Source organism: Thiosulfatihalobacter marinus, assembly GCF_016019955.1.
Lineage (GTDB): Bacteria > Pseudomonadota > Alphaproteobacteria > Rhodobacterales > Rhodobacteraceae > Shimia > Shimia marinus_A.
In genome coordinates this window covers 1-25,669 of the sequence record NZ_JAECRZ010000011.1, presented here as the reverse complement: position 1 = coordinate 25,669, position 25,669 = coordinate 1, and the positions used below count along the sequence as shown (strand labels likewise).

General features: G+C 59.7%; 22 protein-coding genes, 1 tRNA gene and 1 pseudogene. 10 read left to right on the top strand and 14 right to left on the bottom strand.

Annotation, left to right across the window (positions count from 1 at the left end; all coding sequences use genetic code 11):
- The first annotated feature begins 235 nt into the window (after positions 1–235).
- A complete protein-coding gene (locus tag I3253_RS15055; protein ID WP_197918706.1) occupies positions 236–2,263 on the top strand; it encodes an NADPH-dependent 2,4-dienoyl-CoA reductase in 2,028 nt (675 codons plus the stop codon).
- A 42-nt stretch (positions 2,264–2,305) separates the two neighbouring features.
- On the opposite strand, the gene I3253_RS15050 is transcribed toward I3253_RS15055, so the two are convergent.
- Complete coding sequence (locus I3253_RS15050) at positions 2,306–3,187, bottom strand: LysR substrate-binding domain-containing protein (protein WP_197918705.1); 882 nt, start codon at positions 3,185–3,187, stop codon at positions 2,306–2,308.
- Between the two features lie 107 nt (positions 3,188–3,294).
- On the opposite strand from I3253_RS15050, the gene I3253_RS15045 reads away from it, so the two are divergent.
- Genes I3253_RS15045 through pbfA form a run of 4 tightly spaced genes read left to right on the top strand, consistent with a single transcriptional unit; the run spans position 3,295 to position 8,565 of the window.
- Positions 3,295–4,470, top strand: a complete 1,176-nt coding sequence (locus I3253_RS15045; RefSeq protein ID WP_197918704.1) for a 2-aminoethylphosphonate--pyruvate transaminase — start codon at positions 3,295–3,297, stop codon at positions 4,468–4,470.
- A gap of 24 nt (positions 4,471–4,494) precedes the next feature.
- The gene (phnA, locus tag I3253_RS15040) at positions 4,495–5,739 is read left to right on the top strand and encodes a phosphonoacetate hydrolase (RefSeq protein WP_197918703.1); all 1,245 of its coding nucleotides are present in this window, start codon (positions 4,495–4,497) and stop codon (positions 5,737–5,739) included.
- 16 nt (positions 5,740–5,755) lie between these two features.
- Positions 5,756–7,204, top strand: a complete 1,449-nt coding sequence (phnY, locus tag I3253_RS15035; RefSeq protein WP_197918702.1) for a phosphonoacetaldehyde dehydrogenase — start codon at positions 5,756–5,758, stop codon at positions 7,202–7,204.
- Positions 7,201–8,565 (top strand): (R)-1-hydroxy-2-aminoethylphosphonate ammonia-lyase, encoded by a 1,365-nt coding sequence (pbfA, locus tag I3253_RS15030; protein WP_232237089.1) that lies wholly within the window; start codon positions 7,201–7,203, stop codon positions 8,563–8,565. The genes phnY and pbfA overlap by 4 nt, the downstream gene beginning before the upstream one ends.
- A 146-nt stretch (positions 8,566–8,711) precedes the next feature.
- On the opposite strand, the gene I3253_RS15025 is transcribed toward pbfA, so the two are convergent.
- The 12 genes from I3253_RS15025 to I3253_RS14970 form a co-directional block, all read right to left on the bottom strand.
- A complete protein-coding gene (locus tag I3253_RS15025) occupies positions 8,712–9,452 on the bottom strand; it encodes a proteasome-type protease (RefSeq protein WP_197918701.1) in 741 nt (246 codons plus the stop codon).
- A 7-nt stretch (positions 9,453–9,459) separates the two neighbouring features.
- Entirely contained in the window at positions 9,460–10,257 is a 798-nt protein-coding gene (locus I3253_RS15020) for a transglutaminase family protein (RefSeq protein WP_197918700.1), read from the bottom strand.
- Positions 10,258–10,260: 3 nt separating this feature from the next.
- Positions 10,261–11,202: an alpha-E domain-containing protein gene (locus tag I3253_RS15015; RefSeq protein WP_197918699.1), complete on the bottom strand. Its 942-nt coding sequence runs from the start codon at positions 11,200–11,202 to the stop codon at positions 10,261–10,263.
- Positions 11,203–11,206: 4 nt separating this feature from the next.
- Positions 11,207–12,631, bottom strand: coding sequence for a circularly permuted type 2 ATP-grasp protein (locus I3253_RS15010; RefSeq protein ID WP_197918698.1), 1,425 nt, complete (start codon positions 12,629–12,631; stop codon positions 11,207–11,209).
- Positions 12,632–12,892: 261 nt separating this feature from the next.
- Entirely contained in the window at positions 12,893–13,552 is a 660-nt protein-coding gene (locus I3253_RS15005) for a DsbA family oxidoreductase (protein WP_197918697.1), read from the bottom strand.
- Positions 13,553–13,607: 55 nt separating this feature from the next.
- Positions 13,608–14,537 (bottom strand): AEC family transporter, encoded by a 930-nt coding sequence (locus I3253_RS15000; protein ID WP_197918696.1) that lies wholly within the window; start codon positions 14,535–14,537, stop codon positions 13,608–13,610.
- A 9-nt stretch (positions 14,538–14,546) separates the two neighbouring features.
- A complete protein-coding gene (locus tag I3253_RS14995; RefSeq protein ID WP_197918695.1) occupies positions 14,547–15,347 on the bottom strand; it encodes an MBL fold metallo-hydrolase in 801 nt (266 codons plus the stop codon).
- Complete coding sequence (locus tag I3253_RS14990) at positions 15,344–16,150, bottom strand: TatD family hydrolase (protein ID WP_197918694.1); 807 nt, start codon at positions 16,148–16,150, stop codon at positions 15,344–15,346. Before I3253_RS14990 ends, I3253_RS14995 begins: the two co-directional genes overlap by 4 nt.
- 4 nt (positions 16,151–16,154) lie before the next feature.
- Positions 16,155–17,306, bottom strand: a complete 1,152-nt coding sequence (locus I3253_RS14985; RefSeq protein ID WP_197918693.1) for a DNA polymerase III subunit delta' — start codon at positions 17,304–17,306, stop codon at positions 16,155–16,157.
- A complete protein-coding gene (tmk, locus tag I3253_RS14980) occupies positions 17,303–17,920 on the bottom strand; it encodes a dTMP kinase (protein ID WP_197918692.1) in 618 nt (205 codons plus the stop codon). Before tmk ends, I3253_RS14985 begins: the two co-directional genes overlap by 4 nt.
- A gap of 5 nt (positions 17,921–17,925) precedes the next feature.
- The gene (locus I3253_RS14975; protein WP_197918691.1) at positions 17,926–19,104 is read right to left on the bottom strand and encodes a D-alanyl-D-alanine carboxypeptidase family protein; all 1,179 of its coding nucleotides are present in this window, start codon (positions 19,102–19,104) and stop codon (positions 17,926–17,928) included.
- Positions 19,105–19,116: 12 nt separating this feature from the next.
- The gene (locus I3253_RS14970) at positions 19,117–19,998 is read right to left on the bottom strand and encodes an SPOR domain-containing protein (protein WP_197918690.1); all 882 of its coding nucleotides are present in this window, start codon (positions 19,996–19,998) and stop codon (positions 19,117–19,119) included.
- Between the two features lie 194 nt (positions 19,999–20,192).
- Here I3253_RS14970 and I3253_RS14965 point away from each other — a divergent pair.
- Both I3253_RS14965 and I3253_RS14960 read left to right on the top strand, forming a co-directional pair.
- Positions 20,193–20,282: transfer RNA gene (locus I3253_RS14965), tRNA-Ser, on the top strand.
- 211 nt (positions 20,283–20,493) lie between these two features.
- Positions 20,494–21,201 (top strand): annotated as a pseudogene (locus I3253_RS14960) (IS6 family transposase).
- Positions 21,202–21,296: 95 nt separating this feature from the next.
- Here the strand turns inward: I3253_RS14960 and I3253_RS14955 are convergent.
- Entirely contained in the window at positions 21,297–21,983 is a 687-nt protein-coding gene (locus I3253_RS14955; protein WP_197918689.1) for a GntR family transcriptional regulator, read from the bottom strand.
- 112 nt (positions 21,984–22,095) lie between these two features.
- Here I3253_RS14955 and I3253_RS14950 point away from each other — a divergent pair, with 112 nt between their 5' ends.
- The 3 genes from I3253_RS14950 to I3253_RS14940 all read left to right on the top strand — a co-directional run.
- Entirely contained in the window at positions 22,096–23,430 is a 1,335-nt protein-coding gene (locus tag I3253_RS14950; protein ID WP_197918688.1) for an FAD-dependent oxidoreductase, read from the top strand.
- Positions 23,431–23,438: 8 nt separating this feature from the next.
- Positions 23,439–24,191, top strand: a complete 753-nt coding sequence (locus I3253_RS14945) for an enoyl-CoA hydratase/isomerase family protein (protein WP_197918687.1) — start codon at positions 23,439–23,441, stop codon at positions 24,189–24,191.
- Positions 24,188–25,669: CoA-transferase (locus I3253_RS14940; RefSeq protein WP_197918686.1), on the top strand; the 1,482-nt coding region annotated here is incomplete at its 3' end. The genes I3253_RS14945 and I3253_RS14940, both read left to right, overlap by 4 nt.

The following is a 25,669-nucleotide window of genomic DNA, read 5'->3' as shown; positions in this document are numbered from 1 at the left end:
CCGTGACGGAGCGTTGACGCATCGGGCGGTGTGTTCACCGTGCGATCTGGCGGATCGATACCGCCGCGAAACCGACGCGATACCGATGCCGGATTTGCAGCAGGGCAAGGCCATTAACCGTGAGTCGCCGGATCCGACGCAACGGCACCGCGCGGTGGGTGCGGCCATGACGCGGCGTCCCGCGTGACAGGCGCGGGGGTTTACGTTTTGGTGAGGCAAATTCGAGGAGGCTCTGATGACCCAATATCCCCACCTTCTGGCGCCGCTGGACCTGGGTTTTACCACCCTGAAGAACCGCGTGTTGATGGGCTCGATGCATACCGGCCTGGAAGAGACCCGGGACTGGAACCGGGTTGCGGAATTCTATGGCGAACGGGCCCGGGGCGGGGTAGCGTTGATCGTTACCGGCGGTATGGCACCTTCGAAAGAGGGCGGTGTGTTTCCCGGTGCGGCGGGGCTTTTCAATGATCAGGACATCGCCAACCACCGGATCGTCACCGACCGCGTGCATGATGCAGGTGGCAAGATCGCCATGCAGATCCTTCATGCGGGGCGATACGCTTATGGGCCGGAATGTGTCTCGGCCTCGCCTGTCAAATCTCCGATCTCTCCCTTTCCGCCCAAGGCGTTGGACGAAGACGGCATCGAAAAGCAGATACGGGATTTTGTCACGGCCACGGTCCGGGCCCGTGAGGCCGGGTATGACGGTGTCGAGATCATGGGATCGGAAGGCTATTTCCTGAACCAGTTCCTGGTCACCCACACCAACAAGCGCACCGATCGCTGGGGCGGGTCGTATGAGAACCGGATGCGATTGCCCGTCGAGGTGGTGCGCCGCTGCCGAGAGGCGGTGGGTGAGGATTTCATCATCATCTATCGCCTGTCTATGATCGACCTGATCCCCAATGGCTCGACCCATGAAGAGGTGGTCATGTTGGCGCAAGCCGTTGAAAAGGCGGGGGCCACCATTCTGAATACCGGAATCGGCTGGCACGAGGCGCGCATCCCGACAATCGCGACAAGTGTACCGCGCCGCGCCTTCGCCTGGGTCACGAAAAAGCTGATGGGCAAGGTGGGGATCCCGGTGATCACGTCGAACCGGATCAATATGCCGGATGTGGCTGAAAATGTGCTGGCCGAGGGCTGTGCCGACATGGTGTCCATGGCGCGTCCGTTTCTTGCGGATGCCGATTTCGTGGCCAAGGCGGCCGCCGGCCAGGCCGCCCTCATCGCGCCGTGCATCGGCTGCAACCAAGCTTGTCTGGATCATACTTTCTCGGGCAAGCTGACGTCATGTCTTGTGAATCCACGCGCCTGTCATGAGACTGAATTGGTTCTCGAACCGGCTGAAACGACAAAGAAAATCGCTGTCGTCGGGGCCGGGCCTGCCGGGCTTGCGGCGGCCATTACCGCCGCCCGGCGCGGTCATGACGTGACCCTGTTCGACCGCGCCGACAAGCTGGGCGGTCAGTTGAACGTGGCCAAGCAGATCCCCGGCAAGGAAGAATTCCGGGGCCTCGTGGAGTGGTACGAAGCCATGGTCGCCGCCGAAGGCGTCACCGTGAAACTGAACACCGGGGTCGGCGCCGAGGATCTTACCGGGTTTGATGAGGTGATCGTGTCCACCGGCATCCTGCCGCGCGACCCCGGCATCCCCGGCGATGATCGCCCCGAGGTTCTGTCTTATCTGGATGTCCTGCGTGAGAAGAGGCCCGTGGGCAATCGCGTCGCCGTGATCGGCGCGGGGGGCATTGGCTTTGATGTTGCCGAATTTCTTGTGCACGAAGGCCAGAGCCTGACCGAGAACCTGCCCGAATGGATGAAGGAATGGGGCGTCGGAGACCCCGAACAAACCCCCGGCGGTCTTGCGCCGCAAGGCCCGCAACCGCATCCCCCGGCGCGTCAGGTCACGCTGTTACAGCGCAAGGCCAAGGCGCTTGGCAAGGGGCTTGGCAAGACGACAGGCTGGATCCACCGGGCGGCGCTCAGGATGAAGGACGTGCAGATGCTGGGTGGGGTGAACTATGAAAAGATCGACGACGCGGGGCTGCATATCTCGTTTGGAGAGGCGCGCGAGAACCCGCAGGTCATCGAGGTCGACAATGTCGTGATCTGCGCCGGTCAGATTCCGGACCGGTCCCTGGCGGACGCATTGGAGGCGAACGGTATCACGTGCCATGTGATCGGTGGCGCCGACGTGGCCGCCGAACTGGACGCCAAGCGTGCCATCGATCAGGGCACCCGTTTGGCGGCAACACTTTGAACATACGTTACTTTTGGGGGGACACGCATTCCCAATGCCGGTTCAGCCTGTGCCCTCCTGCCTTGTGGAGGCAACGGCAAAGTCCATGAAGGTTCGGATCAGGCGCACGTCGCCGCGCTGGGACAGATGAACGATTGATTCGGGCATTCGGGCTTTCAAATCCAGGATTTGAATGGGCGCCAGACGTTCGTCGGGGCCAAATTCCGCCTCGGACACAAACCCGATGCCCCCGCCCGAAAGTACTATCGACCGGACCGCTTCGCGCCCCTCCACCTCGAAGGCCGGTGCGATCCTGACCCCTGATTGCCGTGCTCCGTCCAGGATATGCTGGCGGGTCTTGGAACCGTCCTCTCGCAGGACAAGCGGGTATTGCGCAAGTTCCGCCAGGGTCATGCCGCTTCTTGCCTCGGAAAGGAAATCACGATGTGCAAAGGCAATGATGGGCGAAGCTCCGATGTTCAGAGCGACCATTTCTCTGGCCTGGGGTGGGCTGCCAACCACGCCGATCTCTGCGTTGTAGGCGCGCAACTCATTGAAAACGGTCTGTGTATTTCCCGACCGGATCGTGATCCTGACCGAAGGATACCGCGCCCGAAAGCGACAGACCAGATCGGTAACATGCTGCGCGGAATCGGCCACAAGCCGAAGATGACCAGCCAAACGCGCATTCCATTCCTTCAGGCAGTCGTCGATTTCATCCTCGATGGCGAAATACCGTTTGGTCAGGTGAAACAGGCTTGCGCCATCCGGCGTTAGCTGCGCGCCCTTGCGGCTTCTTTGAAACAGCAACATGTCGTTTTCCTGTTCAAGCCGCCTGACCTGTTCGGAAATGGCTGGCTGGGTCAGCAGCAGCTTCTCCGCGGCTTTCGAGAAACTGCCCAGCATCGCAACGGCGTGAAACGCACGTATTTGCGTGTGGTTCATGGCATTCCGCCCTTATATAAATCTGGCCTATACTACCGACACTTTTTTCAATTTCATATATCCATTGATTTTCTGCGACAACAGTCCTGTCGATCAGGAGATTTTCGATGCAGGCACTACCGCCCCCTCATCTGGGCGAGCCCTATTTGCTCACGCCAGGCCCCCTGACTACCTCATTTGAAACCAAGCAGGCCATGTTGCGCGACTGGGGCAGCTGGGACGGCGATTTCCGGCAGATGACCCAGGACATCCGCAGCCGCCTCGTCGCGATGCTGGGGCGCGGGAACGAGGCGTACGACTGCGTTCCGATACAGGGGTCGGGATCGTTTGCGGTTGAGGCGATGCTTGGCTCTTTTGTCCCGGACACCGGTAAGGTTCTTGTATTGGCCAATGGCGCCTATGGGCTTCGCGCAGCCAGGACACTGCAATATCTGCGGCGGGATCACGTGGTTCTGAACAAGGGCGATTACTTTCCCCCGCGTGCCGATGAAGTGACCCGGATTCTGCGCGACGATCCGGCCATCACCCATGTGTTCGCCGTGCATTGCGAAACAAGCTCGGGCATTCTCAACCCGATCGAGGAAATTTCACGGGCCGTACAGGGCGAAGGCAGGACGCTTCTGATCGATTCGATGTCGGCATTCGGCGCCGTTGCGCTGAACCCGGACAGCGTTCAATGCGAGGCAATGGTGTCATCGGCCAACAAATGCATCGAGGGCGTGCCGGGCTTCGGGTTTGTGCTTGCGCGAAAAGAGGCGCTGATCCGGGCAGAGGGCAACAGCCACTCGCTTTGCCTGGATGTGCATGATCAGTGGGCGCATATGCAGCGCACCGGCCAATGGCGGTTTACCCCGCCGACGCATGTGGTTGCGGCATTCGCCGCCGCCCTGAAGGCGCACGAGGCCGAAGGCGGCGTGGCCGCGCGCGGTGCCCGCTATGCGCGCAATCGCGATGTGCTGGTGGACGGGATGCGCGGGCTTGGCTTTGAAACGCTTCTGAAAGACCGTTGGCTCAGCCCGATCATCGTGACGTTTTTCTGCCCGGCCGATCCCCAATTCGGCTTTGATCGCTTCTACGCGCTGATGAAACAGCAGGGCTTTATCATCTATCCCGGCAAGTTGACCGTCGCCGACAGCTTTCGGATTGGCTGTATCGGGCAAATGGACGAACATGTCATGCGGCAGGTGGTCCGGGCGGCCCGTCGCGCACTGGACGATATGGGGGTTGAATCGGCGGCGCCCTCGCCCGAAGCCCTGAAAGAACGCGGCAAGCTGGCCGCCTGAAATGACTGACAAAGGAAATCCCCTATGAACATCCAAGCCCCGGTCACGGCCAACGACCGCGCATATCCGTTTCCCAAAGTGCCTGCGGTCGCGATCTGTCTGGACGGTTGCGAGCCGGAATATCTGGATGTGGCCATCGCCAAGGGGCTGATGCCCACGCTCAAGCACATGCGCGAAACCGGAACAGACCGGCTGGCCCATTCCGTCATCCCCAGCTTTACCAACCCCAACAACCTGTCGATCGCAACCGGGCGCCCGCCAAGCGTTCACGGCATTTGCGGCAACTATCTGATCGATCCGGACAGCGGCGAAGAGGTGATGATGAATGACGTGCGCTTTCTGCGCGCGCCAACCTTGTTTTCGCAGTTTTATCAGGCCGGTGCCCGCGTGGCGGTGGTGACGGCCAAGGACAAGCTGAGAGCCTTGCTGGGGGCGGGCCTGAAATTCGACGAAGATCGCGCGGTGGCGTTTTCCTCGGAACGCGCGGGCGAGACAACAAGGGATAAGCACGGCATCGACAATGCCAGCGCATGGTTGGGCATGGACGTGCCCGAAGTGTATTCGGCAGAGCTGAGCGAGTTCGTGTTCGCAGCCGGCGTCAAGCTGCTGAACGAATTCAAGCCCGACGTGATGTACCTGTCGACAACCGACTACATTCAGCACAAATTCGCCCCCCACGAACAGGGCGCGCTGGATTTTTATGCCATGTTCGATCGCTATCTGGCGCAGCTTGATGCGCTTGGCGCGGCCATTGTGGTCACTGCGGACCATGGCATGAAGCCGAAACATCACGCCGATGGCACGCCCAATGTGATCTACGCGCAGGATCTTCTGGATACGTGGCTGGGCAAGGATGCGGGCCGGGTGATCCTGCCGATTACCGATCCTTACGTGGTGCACCACGGCGCGCTGGGGTCTTTCGCGACGGCCTATCTGCCCGAAGGGGCAGACCGCGACGACATCATCACCCGGCTGCGCGCATTGGAGGGCATGATGCTGGTCATCCCCAGGGAAGACGCGATCCGTCGCTTCGAACTGCCGGGCGACCGGATCGGGGATATCGTGATGGTCTCGGGCGAAAATATCTGTATCGGCACGTCCGAGCATCGCCACGATCTCGCCGCGCTCAAGGAACCCCTGCGCAGCCATGGGGGGCTGACAGAACAGGAAGTGCCCTTCATCGTCAACAAGGCACTTGACCTGCCCGACGCTCCGGTGCTGCGCAATTTCGATGCGTTTTTCTACGCCACAATGGCGGCGGCACTTTAGGATGCGGGACAAGGCAATGGCGCAACTCCAAATTCGAAACGAAGGTATGCGTATCGGTGGCAAGGTCGTGTTTGCCGAAAACACCGTGCCGGTTCACTATCCCTATACCGGCGAACTGGTTGGCACCGTTCCCGCCGGCACAGCCGAACACGCGCGAAAAGCCTTTGAAATCGCCGCGAATTATCACCCCCGCCTTACACGGTACGAGCGCAGCCAGATCCTGCAACGCACCGGAGAGCTGATCGGGGAAAAACGTGATTATCTGGCCAGGTGGCTGGTGTTGGAACTGGGTATTTGCCACCAGCACGCGATATACGAGACCAAGCGTGCCCAGGATGTGTATCAGTTCGCGGCCGCCCAGGCACTGAAGGACGATGGCGAGATTTTTTCCTGCGATCTGACGCATAACGGCAAGGCGCGCAAGATCTTCACCAAGCGCGAACCGGTCCGCGCCATCAGCGCGATCACCCCGTTCAATCATCCGCTGAACATGGTCAGCCACAAGATCGCTCCCGCCATCGCCACCAACAACTGCATGGTCTGCAAACCTACCGAACTGACCCCGCTGACCGCCCTGGCGCTGGCCGACATCCTGTACGAGGCCGGATTGCCGCCGGAAATGTTCCAGGTGGTCACCGGCTGGCCCGGGGATATCGGCGACGAGATGATCGTCAACGACAATATCGACATCATCACTTTCACCGGCGGTGTGCCTGTCGGAAAGATGATTGCGGCCAAGGCAGGCTACAAGCGAACCGCGCTGGAACTGGGCGGCAATGACCCGCTGATCGTGCTGAACGATCTGGGCGATGACGATCTGGACAAGGCCGCCGCCATCGCCGTGGCCGGGGCGACAGGCAATTCCGGCCAGCGTTGTACGGCGATCAAGCGTATTCTGGTGCAGGAAAGCGTGGCCGAAAGATTTGTGCCGCTGGTTCTGGAAAAGGCGCGCAGGATCCGCTTCGGCGATCCGTTGGACCCCGACACCGAACTGGGCTGTGTGATCCACGAACAGGCCGCCGCGCTGTTTGAAGACCGCGTTCTGCAAGCGGCGCAACAGGGGGCCGAAATCCTGTATCACCCGGGGCGCCAGGGCGCCTTGCTGCCCCCGATCGTTGTCGACAAGGTTCCGTATGACAGCGCGTTGGTGATGGAAGAAACCTTTGGCCCGATCATCCCGATCGTGCGGGTTCCCGACGATGACGCGCGGGTCATGGCAATCTCGAACGCGACGGAATTCGGCCTGTCCTCGGGGGTGTGCACAAACGATCTCAACCGGGCCATCGCCTTTATCAACGGGCTGAATGTCGGCACCTGCAATATCTGGGAGCAACCCGGCTACCGGATCGAAATGTCCCCGTTCGGCGGCATCAAGGACAGCGGCAATGGCGTCAAGGAAGGTGTGATCGAAGCGATGAAATTTTTCACGAACGTCAAAACCTATTCGCTGCCCTGGCCGGAATGACGCGGGATATCGCGCATACCGAGGGTGAATCCAATACCTCGCCAGAGCGGCAAAAATGGGCGCGGGATCGGATCGGTCCGGTCTCTGCGCCTTTGCTGGAACGGGACGCAAACGCATTCCTGCATCAAAGCCTCTCCAGCCCCTGCCTATCCACGATTGTACGGGCCGAAGGGATCTGGATCGAGGATCTGGACGGGCGGCGCTACATGGATTTCCATGGCAACTCGGTCCACCATATCGGCTATGGCCACCCCCGTGTGATCACCGCGATCAAGGCGCAGCTGGATGCCCTGCCTTTTGCGCCACGCCGGTTTACCAACGAACCCGCCGTGCAACTGGCCGAAAAACTGGCGGCCATTGCGCCGGACAACCTGTCCAAGGTTCTGTTCACAACCGGCGGATCGGACGCCAACGAGGTCGCTCTCAAGATCGCCCGCGCGGCGACGGGACGGTTCAAGACGCTGTCATTCTGGGAGTCCTTTCACGGCGCCGGGTTCGGCGCGGCCTCGGTTGGCGGCGAAGCGACATTCCGCAGTCACATCGCCGGCCCCCTTCTGCCGGGAACCGAACATGTCGCCCCATTCACCTGCTATCGCTGTCCCTATGGTCACGCCGGTCCGGAAAGCTGCGCGCTGGCCTGCGCGAACATGGTGGATTACGTTCTGGGGCGCGAAGGCGACGTGGCCGCCGTTATCGCCGAGCCGATGCGCGCGGTGCCTTACGTACCGCCACCGGGGTTCTGGAAGGCGGTCCGGGCGGCCTGTGACAAGCATGGAACACTGTTGATCCTTGACGAAATTCCAACCGGTCTTGGGAAAACCGGCAGGATGTTTGCGTTCGAACATGACGGGATCGTCCCGGATATCGTTACCCTGGGCAAAGCACTGGGCGGTGGTATCCTGCCAATCGCGGCGGTGATCGCACGGGCGGATCTGGATATTTGCGGTGATTTCGCCATTGGCCACTACACCCATGAAAAGAACCCGGTGACAGCCGCCGCCGCGTTGGCGACACTGGACGTTATCGAAACGGAAGGCCTGATTGAACGCGCGGCGCAGCTTGGGGCGCGGTCGATGGATCGGCTGCGCGCCTTCGCGCAAACCTGCCCCCTGATCGGAGATATTCGCGGGCGCGGCCTGATGTTCGGCATCGAGATCGTGCAAGACGGGATCACGAAAGAGCCCGATTTCGCCACCGCCGAACGGATATATTATCGATGCCTGAACGACGGGCTCAGCTTCAAGATCAGCGCGGGCAACGTTCTGACGCTTTCACCACCAATGACCATCTCTTCACGGGATCTGGAAACAGCCCTGACGATTGTGGAAACAGCCATCACCGCCGAGGCGGGCACAGGCTGAGCCGCTCAATCGGACGACCCTACAAAGGGCCCGGATCGTGGCTGGGGCACGGGTGCGTGGCTCTGTCCAAATCACCACAGCTGTCTGCCCTTCACTGCGACCTCCGGGAACACACCCATGGTGGGTGCCCGGATTAACGGTTGTGGTCAGGTCGCGGGCAGCGTGAAATCCGGCATACCCTCCAATGCATTTCTGAGCGCATCTCCCCAATCCTGGGCAATGGCCTGAAGATAGGCGTCATCCTGTTCGATACGTCCGACATGGCCAACCTTCAGAGAATCCGTCCGAAAGAAATGAAAATCGAACGGTGCACCAACCGACAGATTGGCCTTCACGGTCGAGTCAAAACTGACGAGAAGCAGTTTCATCGCCGCCTCGAATGACATCGCGGAATCATAGGCCCGCACAAGAATCGGACGGCCATATTTCGTTTCGCCGACTTGAAAAAACGGCGTGTCCGAACTGGCCTCTATGAAATTGCCCTCTGGGTAGATCAAAAACAAACGCGGCGGCCCGCCCTTTATCTGCCCGCCCAGAATCAGCGTGGCTTCAAAGGCACTGTCCGCCCGCTGGCCCGATTGGGCATGGCGGCCAATCACCTCTCTTAGCGTATCGGCCACCAGGTTGGCGGCCTGGAACATCGACGGTGCGCCCAACAACGTCGGGTCTCTGTCCTCTGGCGACTTCAGGCGCTCATCCAGCAAGCTGACAACGGCCTGCGTCGTCGCAAGATTGCCCGAGGACAAGAGCGTGATAACGCGCTCTCCGGGTGTCTCCCAGACGCTCATCTTCTTGAAGGTCGAAATATTGTCGAGTCCGGCATTCGTGCGGGTGTCCGACATAAAGATCAACCCGGCTTCCAGCATCATTCCAACGCAATATGTCATCAACGCCTCATTGCTGGGCCACTTCTATCTGGACCTCAAGCGATTCGCCTGCGCCTCCGACCCGTGTGCCAGATACAGGCGCGGCATCGGAATAGTCCAGTCCAGTTGCGACACGCACATACCTGGAATCCGGGGATATTCCGTTGGAGACATCGAATCCAACCCAGCCCAGCCCATCGATATGGGCCTCGGCCCAGGCGTGCATTGCATTCTGCGTCGTTCGGTCATCCAGCATCAGGTATCCAGAGACATATCGCGCCGGTAGACCCAGCTTTCGGGCGCAGGCAATAAAGACATGGGAATGGTCCTGGCACACACCGCGACCGGCCTTGATCGCGTCTTCCGCTGTCCAGTCCGGATAGGATCCACCCAACTCGTATCGGATCTCCGATCCGATCCTGGCGGAAAGCCGGTGAAGATTATCCAGCGAAATATTCCCGTCGATTTCAGACAAAAAATCCCGAACGCCACTGCCCGCCTCTGTGCGGCGCGTGGCCTGCGCATAAAGCCACAGCGGAGCCGGCCCACGATGCGGCCCCACGATCCCGTGGGTTTCCTTCATTTCCACGGTTCCTTGCGAAACCAATTCCAGGGTCTGGATATCGGGGTCGATACTGATCAGTTCGGTCAGGTTGTGATGATGGTCTTCGAACGTGGCCTCCTTGCGCCCCCCCACGATCGAGGTGCGCCACTCCACGACATGTTGATGTCGCGCGTTTTTCGGCGTCTTTCTCAATTGCTGCACGCCATATCTAACAGGCTGATCGAAGAAATAGCGCGTTGTGTGATGAACGCTCAGGCGCATGGGTTACTCATAAAACCGAAAATCCTTTTCGACCTGACCGGCAATACCGGCGATAAGTGACAGCATTTTCTGGATGAATTCGTGCAGGCCGAATTCGAACACCGCCGAGATATCCTGCGAAAGATACAGATCGTTCAATTCCGCGACCAACTTCTGCGAGTCAGACGGTGCTTCCAGATCAGCATTGAGATACGCCAGATTGGACCGCATCTTGCCGACACAAAATGCAAGGCTGCGCGGCATCCGCCGGTTCAGGATCAGGAAATCGGCGATTTCCTGCGGTCCTCCCTCGGCTCCGTATTCCATGCGAAACCCGCCACGCGCGGAAACCGAACGAAGGATGATTTCCCATTGCACGTTGTCGATAGAGCTGCCAACGGCGCTGACCGATGGCAGCAGGACATAGTATTTCACATCCAGAATACGCGCTGTATTGTCCGCACGCTCCAGAAACGTGCCAACGCGCAAGAAATCGTAGATGTCATTTCGCAACATCGTGCCATGCACCATTCCACGCACCAGCGCGGTATGCTGGCGAATGGCACTCAACACGGTCGGCAAATCCCGTTCACTGACCCTGCGCCCCAGAATGCTCTTTGTCGACATATAGGTCGCGTTGATCGCTTCCCAGGTTTCACCGGTGATCGCCGCCCGTACCATGCGCGCATTTTGTCGTGCGCCCAGAATACAAGACTGAATGGAGGAAGGGTTGCCATGATCGCGCATCATCCAATCTACCGCGGCGTCCTGAGTCACCTCGTCATATATCTCCATGAATCCGGAAAGCACCCCGGCCGTCTTCATGATCGAGGTCCACTCCTCATCGCCGCTGCCAAGCCGCGTCAGCGCGATCCTTTGGCCGGTTTCGATCAGGCGGGCAGTGTTTTCCGCACGCTCCAGATAGCGCGACATCCAGAACAGACCATTGGCAGTTTTCCCAAGCATGGCGTCAGTCCTCCAATACCCAGGTGTCCTTGGTCCCGCCGCCCTGGGACGAATTCACCACCAAAGATCCCTTTTTCAGGGCCACCCGCGTCAAACCGCCTGGCGTGACATGGATCTTATCCGGGCCGACCAGGACAAAGGGCCGCAAATCCACGTGACGTGGGCTCAGCCCGGCGCGGGAAAAGACCGGGACGGTCGAAAGGCTGAGTGTGGGCTGCGCGATATAGTTGGACGGGCGGGCAATCAGCTTGCGTCGGAACGCTGCGATATCCTTTTTGGTGGCTGTCGGGCCGATCAACATGCCGTAGCCGCCTGATCCGTGGACCTCTTTCACCACCAGTTCATGAAGATTGTCCAGAACATAAGCCAGAGATTCCGGCTCGGAACAGCGCCAGGTTTCCACATTGGGCAGCAACGGGCGTTCGCCTGTATAGAATTCGACAATCTCCGGCATATAGCTGTAGATTGCCTTGTCATCGGCAATTCCGGTGCCGGGCGCGTTGGCGATCGTGATGCCGCCAGCCCGATAGACATCCATAATGCCAGGCACACCCAGGCTGCTCTCGGGGTTGAAATTAAGCGGGTCCAGGAAATCGTCATCGACACGTCTGTACAGCACGTCAATCGGTGTGTAGCCCCGCGTTGTCCGCATCGCAATCCGCCCATCCACAACACGCAGGTCATTTCCTTCGACCAGTTCCACACCCATCTTGTCGGCCAGGAACGCGTGCTCGAAATAGGCGGAGTTGTATATGCCGGGTGTCAGAACCGCGACGACGGGTGTGCCGGTACATGCCGGCGGCGCGCTGGCCGCCAGCGACCGGCGCAGGTCTGTCGGATAGTTCTGCACCGGCTGCACCCGGTTTCGAGAGAACAACTCGGGAAACATCTGCAACATGGTTTCCCGATTTTCCAGCATATAACTCACCCCCGATGGGGTACGCGCGTTGTCCTCCAGAACAAAAAACTCTCCCGGGCCCGTGCGCACCAGGTCGATGCCCACAATATGCGTATAAACGCCGCCCGGCGGCTTGACTCCAATCATATGCGGCAGAAACGCGGCATTGCGGCTGATCATCTCTTCGGGGATACGCCCGGCGCGAATGATTTCCTGATTGTGATAGATATCATGCAAAAAGGCATTGATCGCGCGCACACGCTGCTCGATGCCACGCGATAGCCGATGCCATTCACCACCGGAGATGATTCTCGGGATGATGTCGAACGGAATCAGACGTTCTTCGGCCTCGGCTTTTCCGTAAACGTTGAACGTAATTCCGGTCAATCGGAACAAATCGTCGGCGTCACGCTGCTTTTTTCGAAGGCGGGTCAGGTCTTCACCATCAAACCAATCGTAAAACCCCCGATAGGGCGGGCACAATTGCCCGTCCGTACCCCACATTTCGTCAAATGGTCCTGCTGTATCCATGGTGCCGATCAACCTGCCATTTCGCATCCAGCCTATCTGCTTTGTCCCGACATTACAGAAAAAAAGCGGAAACCGGCCGCATTGCGGCGCCGCAAGCTCTGGCGAGCTGGTCTTGATGCTGTCGAATTGGGCAATACTTTCGCGCAGGAACCGACGGGTTCAGCCTGCCCCGGCCCGAAAGTTTGCAAGGCACACGCCCAGCCACGCAGCCAGTGCAAACTTGCACCCGTCAGTTGCGATGTCGCAACGCCGCCCGCTGCGTCAGACGGCAACCTCGCGCGGCTCGCGCGCCAGGCGAAGAAGGAGAGTGGAAAATGTGTCGACCCCCTGCGCGCCAGACGTTGCAATCCGGGCATCAAACAGCATGGTCGGCACCCCGCTGACACCTCGCGATGTCCAGAAAGCCTCTTTTTCGCGAACCGTTTCGCCAAAGCGGCTCTCGGCCAGAACCGCCCGCGCGTCTTGGCCATTCAACCCCACAAGTGCCGCCGTCGCGATCAGGATTTCGGGATCGGAGATGTCCTGGGCGCGCGCGAAATAGCTTTCGAACAGCGCCAGCTTCAGATCCTGCGCGCGGCCTGCCTGCGCCGCCCAATGCAACAATTGGTGCGCCTGAAACGTATTGTAAATCCGGCTCTCCGGCGAAAATGCGAATGCAATCCCCAACTCGGCACCCAATTCCACCAGCCGGGCTCGGGCCGCGGCCGATTGCTCAGGCGTACTGCCGTATTTTCGGGCAATATGTTCCGAAAGGAGTTCACCTTTCCGGGGCATGTCGGGATTCAATTCGAACGGGTGCCAGAAAGTAACAATCGGCACGCCGGTTTCCTTGCTTGCCATGACAAGCTGACGGTACCCGATGATACACCACGGGCAAACGACATCCGAGACAATGTCAACGCGGATCGGTTCAATGGGCATGGGACTACTCCGGTCAGGTGGCTGAATCATGGCGCATGGGCCCGGTGCCCGCAATTCACGGAATCGCGAAAAGCCACAGCCAAACGGTAATCACCGAAGCACCTGTTGCGATCAGAACAGTGGACGCCGCCACACGCTGCGCGCGGCCATACATACTCGCGAACAGATAAGCATTGACCCCGGGCGCCATCGTGGCCGTCAGCACCGCCGAACGGAACCCGTCCGTGTCCACCTGCCAAAGGCGCGCCAGGGACCATGTGATCGCCGGGTGCAAGGCAAGCGACACCGCGCAACAATAAAGGATCACCCGTATGTCGCCCTCGGGGCGATACCGGAACAACACCCCCCCCATCGCGAACAATGCGGCGGGCAACGCGGACTCGGCCATCAGATCAACCGCAACGGACACCGGCGCCGGCAAGGTTAGCTGCGTCAGATTGACCGCGAACCCCAAACCGATTCCCAGGATCAGCGCATTGGAAAACACCGCGCGCAACACGGTCGGCACGATGGCCAACCGGCTCTTGCCCCGCGCGCGTACCACCTCCATCACAGTGATCCCGAGCCCATAACAAAACGGCGCATGGATCGACACGATCGCAAAATTGCCGGCAAGCGCCTCGGCGCCAAAGGCTCTTTCGGTAATCGCCAGCCCCAACAGAAGCGAGTTGGAAAACAGCCCGGTGAACCCGATCGCGACAGAATCTTCCCAATCCCGGCCGAACAGCCACCTTGCACCGAACATCCCCGCAAGAAAGCTTGCTGTCGCGCCGGCGTAGAAACTGGCCATCATCGGCAGATCGTATTCCACCGCCAGGTCCAGCCCCGAGATCGCCCGAAAAAGCAGGACCGGCACCGCAAAGCTGGTGGCATAGCGCATCAGCCCGTCGACATTGCTTGCCGTGAAGTACCCACGCCAAACGGCAACATATCCGAACCCGATCAGGACAAAGACCGGCAGAATGACAGAGATCAGCGTTTGCACCGGACCGGCCTAGATGTCGTAAACGATCTGCATCCCATCATAGGCCGGGCTGACGTGAGAAGGGGTTTGGGCATCGACAATGGCGTAATCCAGATCGATATGCATGTTGGTAAGCACCGCGCGTCGCGGCGCTGCACGTTCGATCCACTCAAGCGTATTCTCGAAATGGCTGTGGGTCGGATGCGGCGTCCGGCGTAGGGTATCGACCACAAAGCAGTCCATATCGCGAAGCTCGCGCCACGCATCGTCGTAGATGTCGGCCACATCCGGCATATAGACCAGCCCGCCCACACGAAACGCCAGCGCATCAATGCTGCCGTGATTCACCTTGATGGGTTTCAGGATAATGTCACCACCTGCACCGGAAATCGTCACGTCCCCCTTGATCGTATGCATGTCCAGAATCGGCGGATACGGAGATCCCTCGGGCTGAACAAAGGCATAGCCAAACCGCGAATACAGCGCCTCCTGTGTCGGGCCATCGGCCCAGACCGGCAGGCGCTGGCGCATATTGAACACGATCATGCGCAGATCGTCTATGCCATGTACATGGTCGGCGTGGGAATGGGTGTACACGACGGCATCCAGACGGCCCACACCGGCATCCAGCAGTTGTGCACGCATGTCTGGAGATGTGTCGATCAACACGGTCGTCGTGCCGGCACCCGTTATGCGCTCGATCAGCATCGAGCATCGGCGGCGGCGATTCCTCGGGTTCCCGGGATCACAATCACCCCAATGCCCACCCAAACGCGGCACTCCGCCAGAACTGCCACAGCCCAGGATCGTGAATGTCAGTTGCCCGCTCATGCCGCCTCGGCCCATCGCCGCGCCTTGCCAAACAGCCGGTCGAAATTCGCCTGCGTGTGTGCCGCGAAATCCGCGTAGTCCATGCCAAACAGTTCGGCGCCGACCCGCGCCGTTTTTTCCACATAGGCCGGTTCATTCCGTTTGCCGCGATAGGGTGGCGGCGCAAGATACGGCGCATCGGTTTCCACCAGGATGCGATCCACGGGCGCGGCGGCGAAGATATCGCGCACCTCTTGCGATCGCGGAAACGCGGCGATACCCGACATCGACAGGTAAAACCCAAGATCCAGCATCCGACGGGCCAGTTCCGCCCCCGAACTGTAACAATGCATGACGCAGGTATAAGCCCCCTTGCCGTATTCTTCGGTCAGGATTCGGGCCATGTCCTCATCCGCGTCCCGGCTGTGTATGATCAGCGGCAAACCGGTTTCCCGCGCCGCAGAAACGTGTACGCGCAGGGAAGTCTGCTGGATGTCTTTGCTTTGGGCCGTGTAATGGTAATCCAGCCCGGATTCGCCAATACCCACAAACTTGGGGTGTTGCGCCATGGCAACCAACTCGTCCACACTGGCCAAAGGTTCCTCGGCGGCGCTCATCGGATGGGTTCCGGCGGCATAAAATACCGGCGCATGTGCCTCTGCAATGGCGCGCACCGACGGTTCCAGCCGAAGACGCGTGCAAATCGTCACCATCCGCGTCACGCCCGATTGCGCCGCACGTGCAACGATGTCGTCGATTGCACCCTGGAAATCCGGAAAGTCCAGATGGCAATGACTATCGGTGATTTCTGGCAAGTCGGTCATGTGCTCACACGGTGGCGGTTTTCTTGATCTTGAAAACCGTATCCAGCACCAGCGCGGCAGGGTCAAGGTTCACCGCCTTGCCGTGGCGGCTGCGATCGGTGATTTCCTGTGCGGCCACCGCCCAGGTGCGGGCGGCGCGGGCATCAGGGGCCAATCGGGCCAGCAAGTCAATTTCACCGGGCGCCGCTTCAACTGTGGGGGGGCGACCGGTGGCTCCGGTGCGGGCCGCCCGGGTCACGAAAACGTCGATCAGCGTCAGTAAAAGCTCGAACCGTTCTCCGCCGCCCCGTTGCGCCGCCAACTCCGCCAGTTTCAGCGCGCGCTGCCGATCCAGCACAGGAAGCGTTGCGAACATTGCAACAAGCCGCTCGTACATTTCCAACCCGCCCAGGCGAACCAGCCGTATCGCTTCGCCCACCGATCCCGCCGACAATTCCGCAAGCGCCGGGGTTTCAACCACATCCAGCCCGGTTTGCTGCAAGGCAGAGTGCATGTTTTCAACTGAAAGCGGCTTCAGGCGCAACGCGCGACACCGAGACCGGATGGTCGACAACAGCCGCGACGGCTGATGCGAGATCAACAACAATGTCGTGCGCGCCGGAGGCTCTTCGAGCATCTTCAACAGGCCGTTGGCAGCCTGGGCATTCATATCGTCGGCACAATCCACAATAACCACCCGCCGACCGCCTTCGGTGTTGGACATGTGTAGAAAGTTGGCAAGCCCCCGCACCTCTTCGATGCGAATAACCTCCGAAAATTCGCCGAGTAGAAAGTTTTCCCTGCGCTTTTCTTCACGATCGCCCTTGCCCCCCCGACGCACAAGGTAAAGCCCGGTCTCCGTAAGCGCACGGGTGCGCGCCACCACGGGATGGTCCTCGGGAATATCAAGCGATGTGGGCGGGGGCGGCGGAGCGAACAGGCCGCCGCCAGATTCCGGTTCCTGGGTGGCGCGCAAAAAGCGTGCGATGCGCCAGGCCAACGTCGCCTTGCCCACCCCGATCGGGCCAGTCAATATCCAGCCGTGATGCAACCGCCCGGTCACAAAAGCATCAAGGAATTCTTTCTCGGCGTCCTGCTGCCCGTAGAGGAGTCTGGTTTGACGCGGATGCGGCGCCCCTTGCACGCAATCCGGTTCCGGGGCGGCCGTGTCGCTCACGCCAGATACTCCAATGCAATGCGGCTGACATCACGTGCCACATCCTGGGTGTTCCGCGCGCCGTCGACCACCCGAATACGCGACGGGAACTCGTTCGCCAGTTCCAGAAAGCCCCGGCGCATCTGGTCCTGAAGCGCCTGCCCGAAATCCTCGAACCTTTCCTCGGAAGTCTGGCGCGCCTTGGCGCGGGATAATCCAATGGCCGGGTCCATGTCGATCAGCAGGGTCAGGTCGGGTTCGCGCCCGATCATGAGGTGATGAAGCTGATCAACGATCCCTCGAAGGTCGCCGCGCGACAGCCCCTGATACATGCGCGTGGAATCCGCGAACCGATCGCAAATCACCACCTTGCCCTGCGCAAGGGCCGGAAGGATAGTGCGTTCCAGATGATCGCGCCTGGCAGCGGTAAACAGCAGAATTTCCGTTTCGGCCGACCACCTGTCGGGATCGCCCTCCAACACCAGAGACCGTATCTCCTCGGCACCCGGACTGCCACCAGGCTCGCGCGTCAGAACCACGTCCCGCCCCGTGTCGCGCAAAGTGTCGGCCAGCAATCCGGCCTGTGTGGATTTTCCAGATCCGTCAATTCCCTCGAAGGTGATGAAAGCAGACATACAGGCTACAACGCGCCCACTGGCGTTCGGCCGAATTGCTTCATCAAGACAGATGTCGCCGTGCGCATCCTGACCGCAAAGCCACCTTCGGGCACCGCGTTCTCAGCAACAAGCGGTATGCGGATTTCGGGCAATTCCTCCGGCATCAGAATCAACTGGGCCAGTTCCTGCCCCTTTTCAACGGGTGCCTGCACCGGTCCATTGTAAACCACTTCCGCCTTGACCTTGTTTTGCGCCAGCACCGGCAGCAAAACCGTTACATCCTCGGCAGGCACCAGACCCACGCGCGGCTGCTTGCCCATCCACACTTCGGCATCGGCCACGCGTTCGCCCTGTCGCGCCAGCGTGCTTTCGGAAAACTGGCGGAACGCCCAATTGACGATCTGCTCGCTGATCTCGGCCCGGTCCTTGGCCGTTTCCATCCCGGAAATCGCGAAAATCACACGGCGCCCGTCCTGCACGGCAGAACCGACCAGCCCATACCCCGCCTCCTGCGTATGTCCGGTCTTGAGGCCATCAGCGCCGATGTTCAGCCTCAACAGCGGGTTGCGGTTCTGGGTGTTCTGCGGCGCGCGACCATCAAACTCAAAGGTCGTTTCCGCGAACATTGGATAAAATTCCGGGAAATCGACGATCAGCCGGTTGGCCAGCAGGGCCAGATCACGCATTGACATACGCTGGCCGGGCGCCGGCCATCCGTTGGAATTGACGAAGGTGGAGTTCGTCATCCCCAGTTGCCGGGCGCGCCGTGTCATGAGCCGCGCAAACCCCGCCTCCGTGCCGTCCGGGCTTAGCGCTTCGGCAATGACCGCACAGGCATCATTCCCCGAAAGCACGATGATCCCGCGCAACAGGTCTATCACTCGCACACGGTCTGTCGTGTCCAAAAACATGGTAGAGCCGCCATAGCTCATCGCCTTCTGCGAGACAGGCAGCCGCTCTTCGGTAGACAGCCGGCCGTCGCGGATAGCCTCGAATGCCATGTACAAAGTCATGAGCTTGGACATCGACGCGGGTGGAAGAGGCTCATCGGCATTCTTGGCCATCAGGACTGTGCCGGTCTGCTGATCAATGACAAAGGCCGCGCCGGCGCGCGTTTCGAACGCGACAGCGGCGGTGACAGGCAACAGTAACAACAGCGCGAGTACCACAAGACGTGATCTGTGGACGGCGGACCGGAACATGCGTTTTCTCCGTCAGTTGGTCACGGCATAGGCATCGGTAAAGCCTGTGCCATGCACTTTCTTGATCATTGTGTTCAATTCCGACCTGCCCGAAGCTGGCCCAACCAGCACCCGCCAGAACGTCTTTGATCCAGAAGTGGTTTTCTTGATCAGTGGCGTCAATCCAGCGGTCCGCATCTGTTCCGCGGCGTTGCTGGCATTGGCCTGGACAGAAAAAATTCCGATCTGAACATAGGGCTTATCAAGAGAGCTGGACTGTGGCGTGGGCGCCACCTCGGATTGCGCGGCCGCCGACGCAGGCTTGGCTTCCTTCGCCTCGGCCGCGGCAATCGCGGCAGTGGCCGCGGCGATCGGTGCCAATGGCGATTCTTCAACCGCCTCGGTTGCCGCGGATCCGGCTTCCTCGGGATTTGGCGGCGCTTCCTGCGGCACCTCTTCGCGCCGCAGCGCCGTGATGTTCAGCTCCACGGGTTGTCCGGCCAGCATTCCCAACGCCTCGGCGGCGTCCGAGGATACCTGAATACGCGGCCCGGGGATCTCCCGCTCGCGCCGGAACAGGGCCCCGATCACGAATTTGCCGTTGGCCTGATTGCGGATGATGACCCGCTCGGGATCCGATACGTCAGGATGCGCCGCCCAAACACCACCAAGCGAAGGGCGACCGTCCCAAAGGCCCGCTTCGGTTGCGGAAAAAACGTCCGGAGCTTCAACGTCGCGCTCGACCAGCTTTGTTGTTTGCCCGGCGCTTGACGCCGTTCCCGTATCCACCGGCTTCTTGAACAGGGCAAAGTCTTCGCCTTCCGTGCAGCCCGCAATGGCGAGCAGAGCCACCAGAGCCGCCAGCGGCAAAACACCGTGGCCGCGCTTGCGAAACGGTTGAAAATCAATGCTCATTCTACGCCCTTTGCCTGTCCGCGGTCGTTGCCGCAAGCCCGCCCGCCAAGGATCATGGCGACAGGTCTCCCCAATTGCTGCGCAGAGTTTACCTTCATGGCGAAGGCATTGAAAGTCCAGCCTTGGGAATCGGCAAAAAATCACCCCGCAAAGCCTTGCGCCGATACAAGCGCCCGATTAGTGATACCGATGCCGGAGGAGTGGCAGAGCGGTCGAATGCGGCGGTCTTGAAAACCGTTGAGGGTTAACGCCCTCCGGGGGTTCGAATCCCTCCTCCTCCGCCACCGATCCCTGTCTCGGTTTTCCCTGCAGAATTGGCTTTGAATAGTGGCGTGTTTCCCGTCGGTTACGGCTGTGTGTTTTTCATTGAGACGCACCGTACCTCGGTAACTCCCGGGACAATCTCAGAAGTCTCAGAGACCCATTTTTGCCGGTGAGGGGCTTGTTAGAGGGATGGCGCTTGAGGAGGCTAAGGTGGTTTCGTAACGTCGCCCCATGACAAAGAAATCGCCGTTCCGCTACTTTCGAACCTCACCCGAGATTATCCGCTTGGCGGTGATGATGTATGTCCGGTTTCCTCTTTCGCTCAAGAACGTCGAAGACCTGTTGCATGAGCGAGGGATCGACGTCAGCTATGAGTCCGTCCGCTTTTGGTGGCAGAGGTTTGGACCTCAATTCGCGTCCGATATTCGCAAGAGGCGGGCTCTATCAATGAGGGACCACTCGAATTGGAAGTGGCACCTGGATGAGATGTTTGTGAAGATCAACGGCGACCGGCACTAACTGTGGCGGGCCGTTGACCACGAAGGAGAAGTGCTGGAAAGCTTTGTCACGAAGACCCGTGATAAGAAGGCTGCATTGAAATTCCTCAAGAAATCAATGCGTAAGTATGGCCGCCCGAAAACGATTGTGACAGACAAACTACGCTCTTACGGGGCCGCCCTTAAGGAAATCGGAAACGCAGATTTGCAGGAAACCGGGCGTTGGCGGAACAATCGCGCCGAGAATTCCCAGCTCCCGTTCCGACGAAGGGAGAGGGCGATGCAGCGCTTCCGGAGATTGCGAAGTTTGCAGAAATTCGTCTCCGTCCACGCCTCGGTTCTCAACCTCTTCAATTCGGAACGCAGGCTCCATTCCAGACCAAATTTCAAGCTGAACCGTGCCGCTGCTCTTGCTGAGTGGCGCCAACTTCGTGCGGATTAAAAGACAGTATCAATGTCCAAGCTGAGACTAGTTCGAATCTGTCTGACAGCACCCTTTTGCGTGATCGGCGGTTCCGCGACGCCTCTTTGGCGAGGTCAACTCATCCCGGTAATTGCGTCCCGTGTCACTTTTTCGAGGCAATCCAGCAGGTCTTGATTGTGCAAGATCGCGTCTTCCTCATCGCCGTCAGCAATGGCGCGCAGTGTTTCCGCATGGTGCTTTGCGGCGATCGAAAAGCTCTCTGTGTCGGAGATGGATGAGTACCAGAACCGTCGTGACTGGTTGTGCACAATGGTGATCTGGCTCTTCAAGAATCGGTTGCCGGTTGCCTCGGCCTGGATTTGGTGAATCAACTTGTTGATATCAAGGTAACGGTCGATATCATTCTTCTGGATGGCCTGTTCCAGTTCGTCTGCCAGATGTCGCATTGCTTGACGCTGGTCGGGCTTGGCGCGTTTCGCTGCCAGTTTCACAACCAGCCGTTCCAGAGGGCGGCGCATCTCCAGCAACTCAAGCTGTCCGTTGACATCTGCCGCTGTTACCAGAATGCCGCGACGCGGAAGAACCTCGACAAACCCTTCAAATTTAAGACGTTGGAGCGCTTCACGGATGGGTGTCCGGCCACAATCCAGTTCACGCCCCAATTCGCTTTCGGAAATCAGCTGATGGGGCCCAAGGGCGCCTGTCACAATCATTCTCTGGATGGCGTCATACGCGATATCCGTTAGGGATCTGTCGGTCGAAATCTTTTTCGCGTCCTTTCTTCCCTTGTCTGGCGACATTCGGCGGCCTCCGGTTTCATGCTTCTATCGAGATTGTTGACAAGATGCATATCAATTGGATATTAGTCAAATCAACATATGATATATCAGATGGTGATCAGAAGGGGCGACTATGACCGCACAGGATGTGAGACCTAGAGAGCGGCTGGATTGCGACCTGTTTGTGGTTGGCGGCGGCGCTGCAGGTGTAACGGCGGCAACGGTGGCGGCGCGCAACGGGCTGCACGTTGTGCTGGTCGAGCGGCACGGCTTTGCCGGTGGCGGCGCGGTGGCCGGTCACTCGGGCACGATTTGCGGTCTATACGAGGCAACAGACAATCGCACCACCGCGCCAGTACTGGCCGTGCATGGCTTTGCGGGCGAGTTCATCTCGCGGCTCGAGGCTCGGGGCGGACTTGCCGCGCCCGTGCAATACGGCAAGACCTTTACCCGGGTGCATGACCCGATCGTCTGGCGCGAGGTGTCCGACGATTTGCTGATAGAATCCGGCGTCACGACGATCTACCATGCGGTTGCGACGCGCGTCCTAGTGGATGGCGACTCGATTGAAGGTGTCGAGGTCTGGACCAAGCAGGGTCCGCTGGACATTCGTGCAAAGATCACGGTCGACGCCTCGGGGGATGCCGACCTGGTGGCGATGGCCGGGTTGCCGAATTTCGTGGGCGACAATGGGCGGGTGCAGAACCCGACGATGATCTTCCGGCTGCTGGGCGTCGATGTGGCTGCGTTCAAAGCCGCCTACGGAACAGATACGATCATGCCGCCGGACGTCTCGGAGATGATCATCGAGGCCAACGAGTCCGGCGAGTATCTTCTACCACGGGCCAAGATCTGGCTGTTCCCGACAACCCGCCCGGATGAACTGCTGTGCAACTGCACCCGGATCATCGGCGAAGATGGCCGAGAGTTGAATCCGCTGTTCTGGCGCGATTTTTCGGAGGCAGAAATTCAGGGGCGGCGGCAGGCACGTGAGTATGCGCGGTTTTTCAAGGACAAGTTGACGGGATGCGAAAACGCCTTTGTCAACGACATGGCCGTGCAGGTCGGGGTGCGACAGACGCGACAGGTCGAGGGTGTGCACAAGCTGCTGAATTCGGATGTCGTGAGAGGTGCAAAATTCGCCGATGGTATCGCGCGCTCGCCCTGGCCAATCGAACTGCATGCCGGAACGAAACCCAAGGTCGAATGGTTGCTGAACGATGTCTACGAGATTCCGTTTGGGTGTTTCGTACCGCAGGCGGGACAGAACCTGATGGTGGCCGGGCGTTGCTTGTCGGCCGAACACGAGGCCGTCGCGTCGGCGCGCGTGACTGCGCAATGCTTTGGCTACGGTCATGCCGTTGGCCACGCATCGGTGATCGCGGCCCGGGACAATCTACAGCCCCGCGACATCAATGGTGCCGACATTCGCGCGATCCTGAACAAAGAAAACGCCCAATTGGATTGAGAAAGATCATGAGTGACCAAATTCTGGTGGACCGCCGGGATGGCTTTGCCATTGTCACAAACAACAAGCCCGCACGTCGCAATGCGCTTGGCACCGAAAGCATTGCCGCGCTTGAGGTCGCGCTGGGGGATCTCGACCGCGATCCCTCGTGCCGCGCTATCGTTCTGACTGGTGCCGCACCTGCGTTTTGTGCCGGCAGCGATCTGAAAGAGCTGGGTGGCTTGAGCATTCGCGGAATGTGTCATCATGAAGCCGAAACGGCTCGGGTGGCGCGGGGCATCGGCCTGTTGTCTACACCGGTAGTGGCGGCGGTCGAGGGGTATGCCTTGGGAGGTGGGTTTATTCTTGCGACCTCCTGCGATGTCGTGATCAGCGCTGCCAGCACAAGGTGGAATCTGCCGGAAGTGCGCAATGGTTGGATCCCGCCCTGGGGGCTGCAAACCCTGCTGGCCCGCACCAGCCCGGCCAACGCCCGCCTGATCACCTGGGGTGTTACCGAGATCGATGGTGCCGAAGCACTGCGTCTTGGCATCGCTGACATGGTCGCCCCGGACGGCGAAGCCCTTGAACTGGCATGTGAAATGGCCGCGCGACTGGCGGCATTGCCGGGCAACGCTGTGGCCTCGACCAAACGTTTCTTCGAGACCACCTGCACCGCAGACGCCGAGCGGCAGGATGCCGAGGCAAACAGGCTCTTTGGGACCGATTGCGAAAGTGACGCCGCCAAGGCTGTCCTGGCAAAATTCGGGGAAAAGTCATGAGCAAGATCACCACCGCCAAAAATGCCGTCGCGTCCATTCCGTCAAACGCCACTGTTGCAAGTGCGGGGGTGATTGGATGGGTGACGCCAGACATGGTTCTAAAAGCGCTTGGCGACCGGTTTGCCGAAACTGCCGCACCACGCGACCTGACCTTCTATTTTCCATGCGGAACCGGCGACGCGATGGGCATCAAGGGAATGGATCATGTGGCCCGCGAAGGGTTGATGAAACGCATCGTTTCGGGCAGCTACATCAATCCGGTCGATCCACAAACCGGCAAACGTCCCGAGTTGATGCGGCTGATCCGTGAGAACAAGATCGAGGCCTATAGCTGGCCGATTGGTGCGACGATGCACTGGCTGCGCGAGGTGGCGCGCAACTCTCCAGGATACATGACCCGTGTCGGACTCGGCACTTATGCTGATCCGCGTCACGGTGGGGGCAAATTCACCGAAAAGGCAACCGAAGACCTGATCCGCGTGATTGAACTGGACGGGGAAGAGTTGTTGTTCTACCCCAGCTGGCCCGTCGACGTGGCGATCCTGCGGGCCGCGACTGCAGACGAACATGGCAACCTCAGCTGGGAAGACGAACCGCTGACCACGTCAAACATCGCGCTGGCGCTTGCGGCCAAGGCCAGTGGTGGCACGGTGATTGCCCAGGTCCGACGGGTGGTGCCTGTGGGTAGCCGTCCAGCAAGCCAGAACAGGCTGCCTGGTGTCTTTGTCGATCAGGTTGTGGTCGATCCCGACATGATGATGACCACGAATGTGCCCTATGACGCGGCCTATTTCGGCGGTCAGCAAAAGGACATTTCCACCCTGTCCGCCCCGCGATTTTCGGCAGACCGGATTATCGCCAATCGCATCGCGCCGGAGGTGCGAAAGCACGAGTTGTCGATCTTCGGGTTCGGCGCCGCGACGGATGTGCCCCTCGTGATGGCCGAGAATGGTGCCTTTGCCAATGGAGGTATTTACGACTATCCCGGCACTACAGAGCATGGTGCCTATGGCGGCATTGTAATGCCCGGCTGGCAGTTTTCGGCCAATATCAACCCCGACGCCCTGTTGGACGGAGTCACGCAGTTCGACGCGATTGACGGCGGATTGTGCAAATTCACGGCTTTGAGCTTTGCCGAGTTTGATGCCGAGGGTGTTGTAAACGTGTCGAAATTCGGCGCGGCGAACCCCGGGGCCGGGGGCTTCATAGACATCGCTCAAAATGCCGAACGATTGATTTTTGCCGGCACATTCACCACCGGCGGGCTGAAAACGGATGTCGTTGACGGGGAGCTTGTTATCGAGCGCGAGGGAAAGGTGAAGAAATTTGTCCAGCAAGCGGCATCCATCACCTATCGTGTTCAGGAAGGCGTCTCGTCACGAAGTCAGCAAGCACTGATCGTGAAGTGGTCCCGGAAATCCGGACAGTTAGCTAAGGTGTATCCCGAACTTTTTGGAGGGATACGAGATGGCGAAACG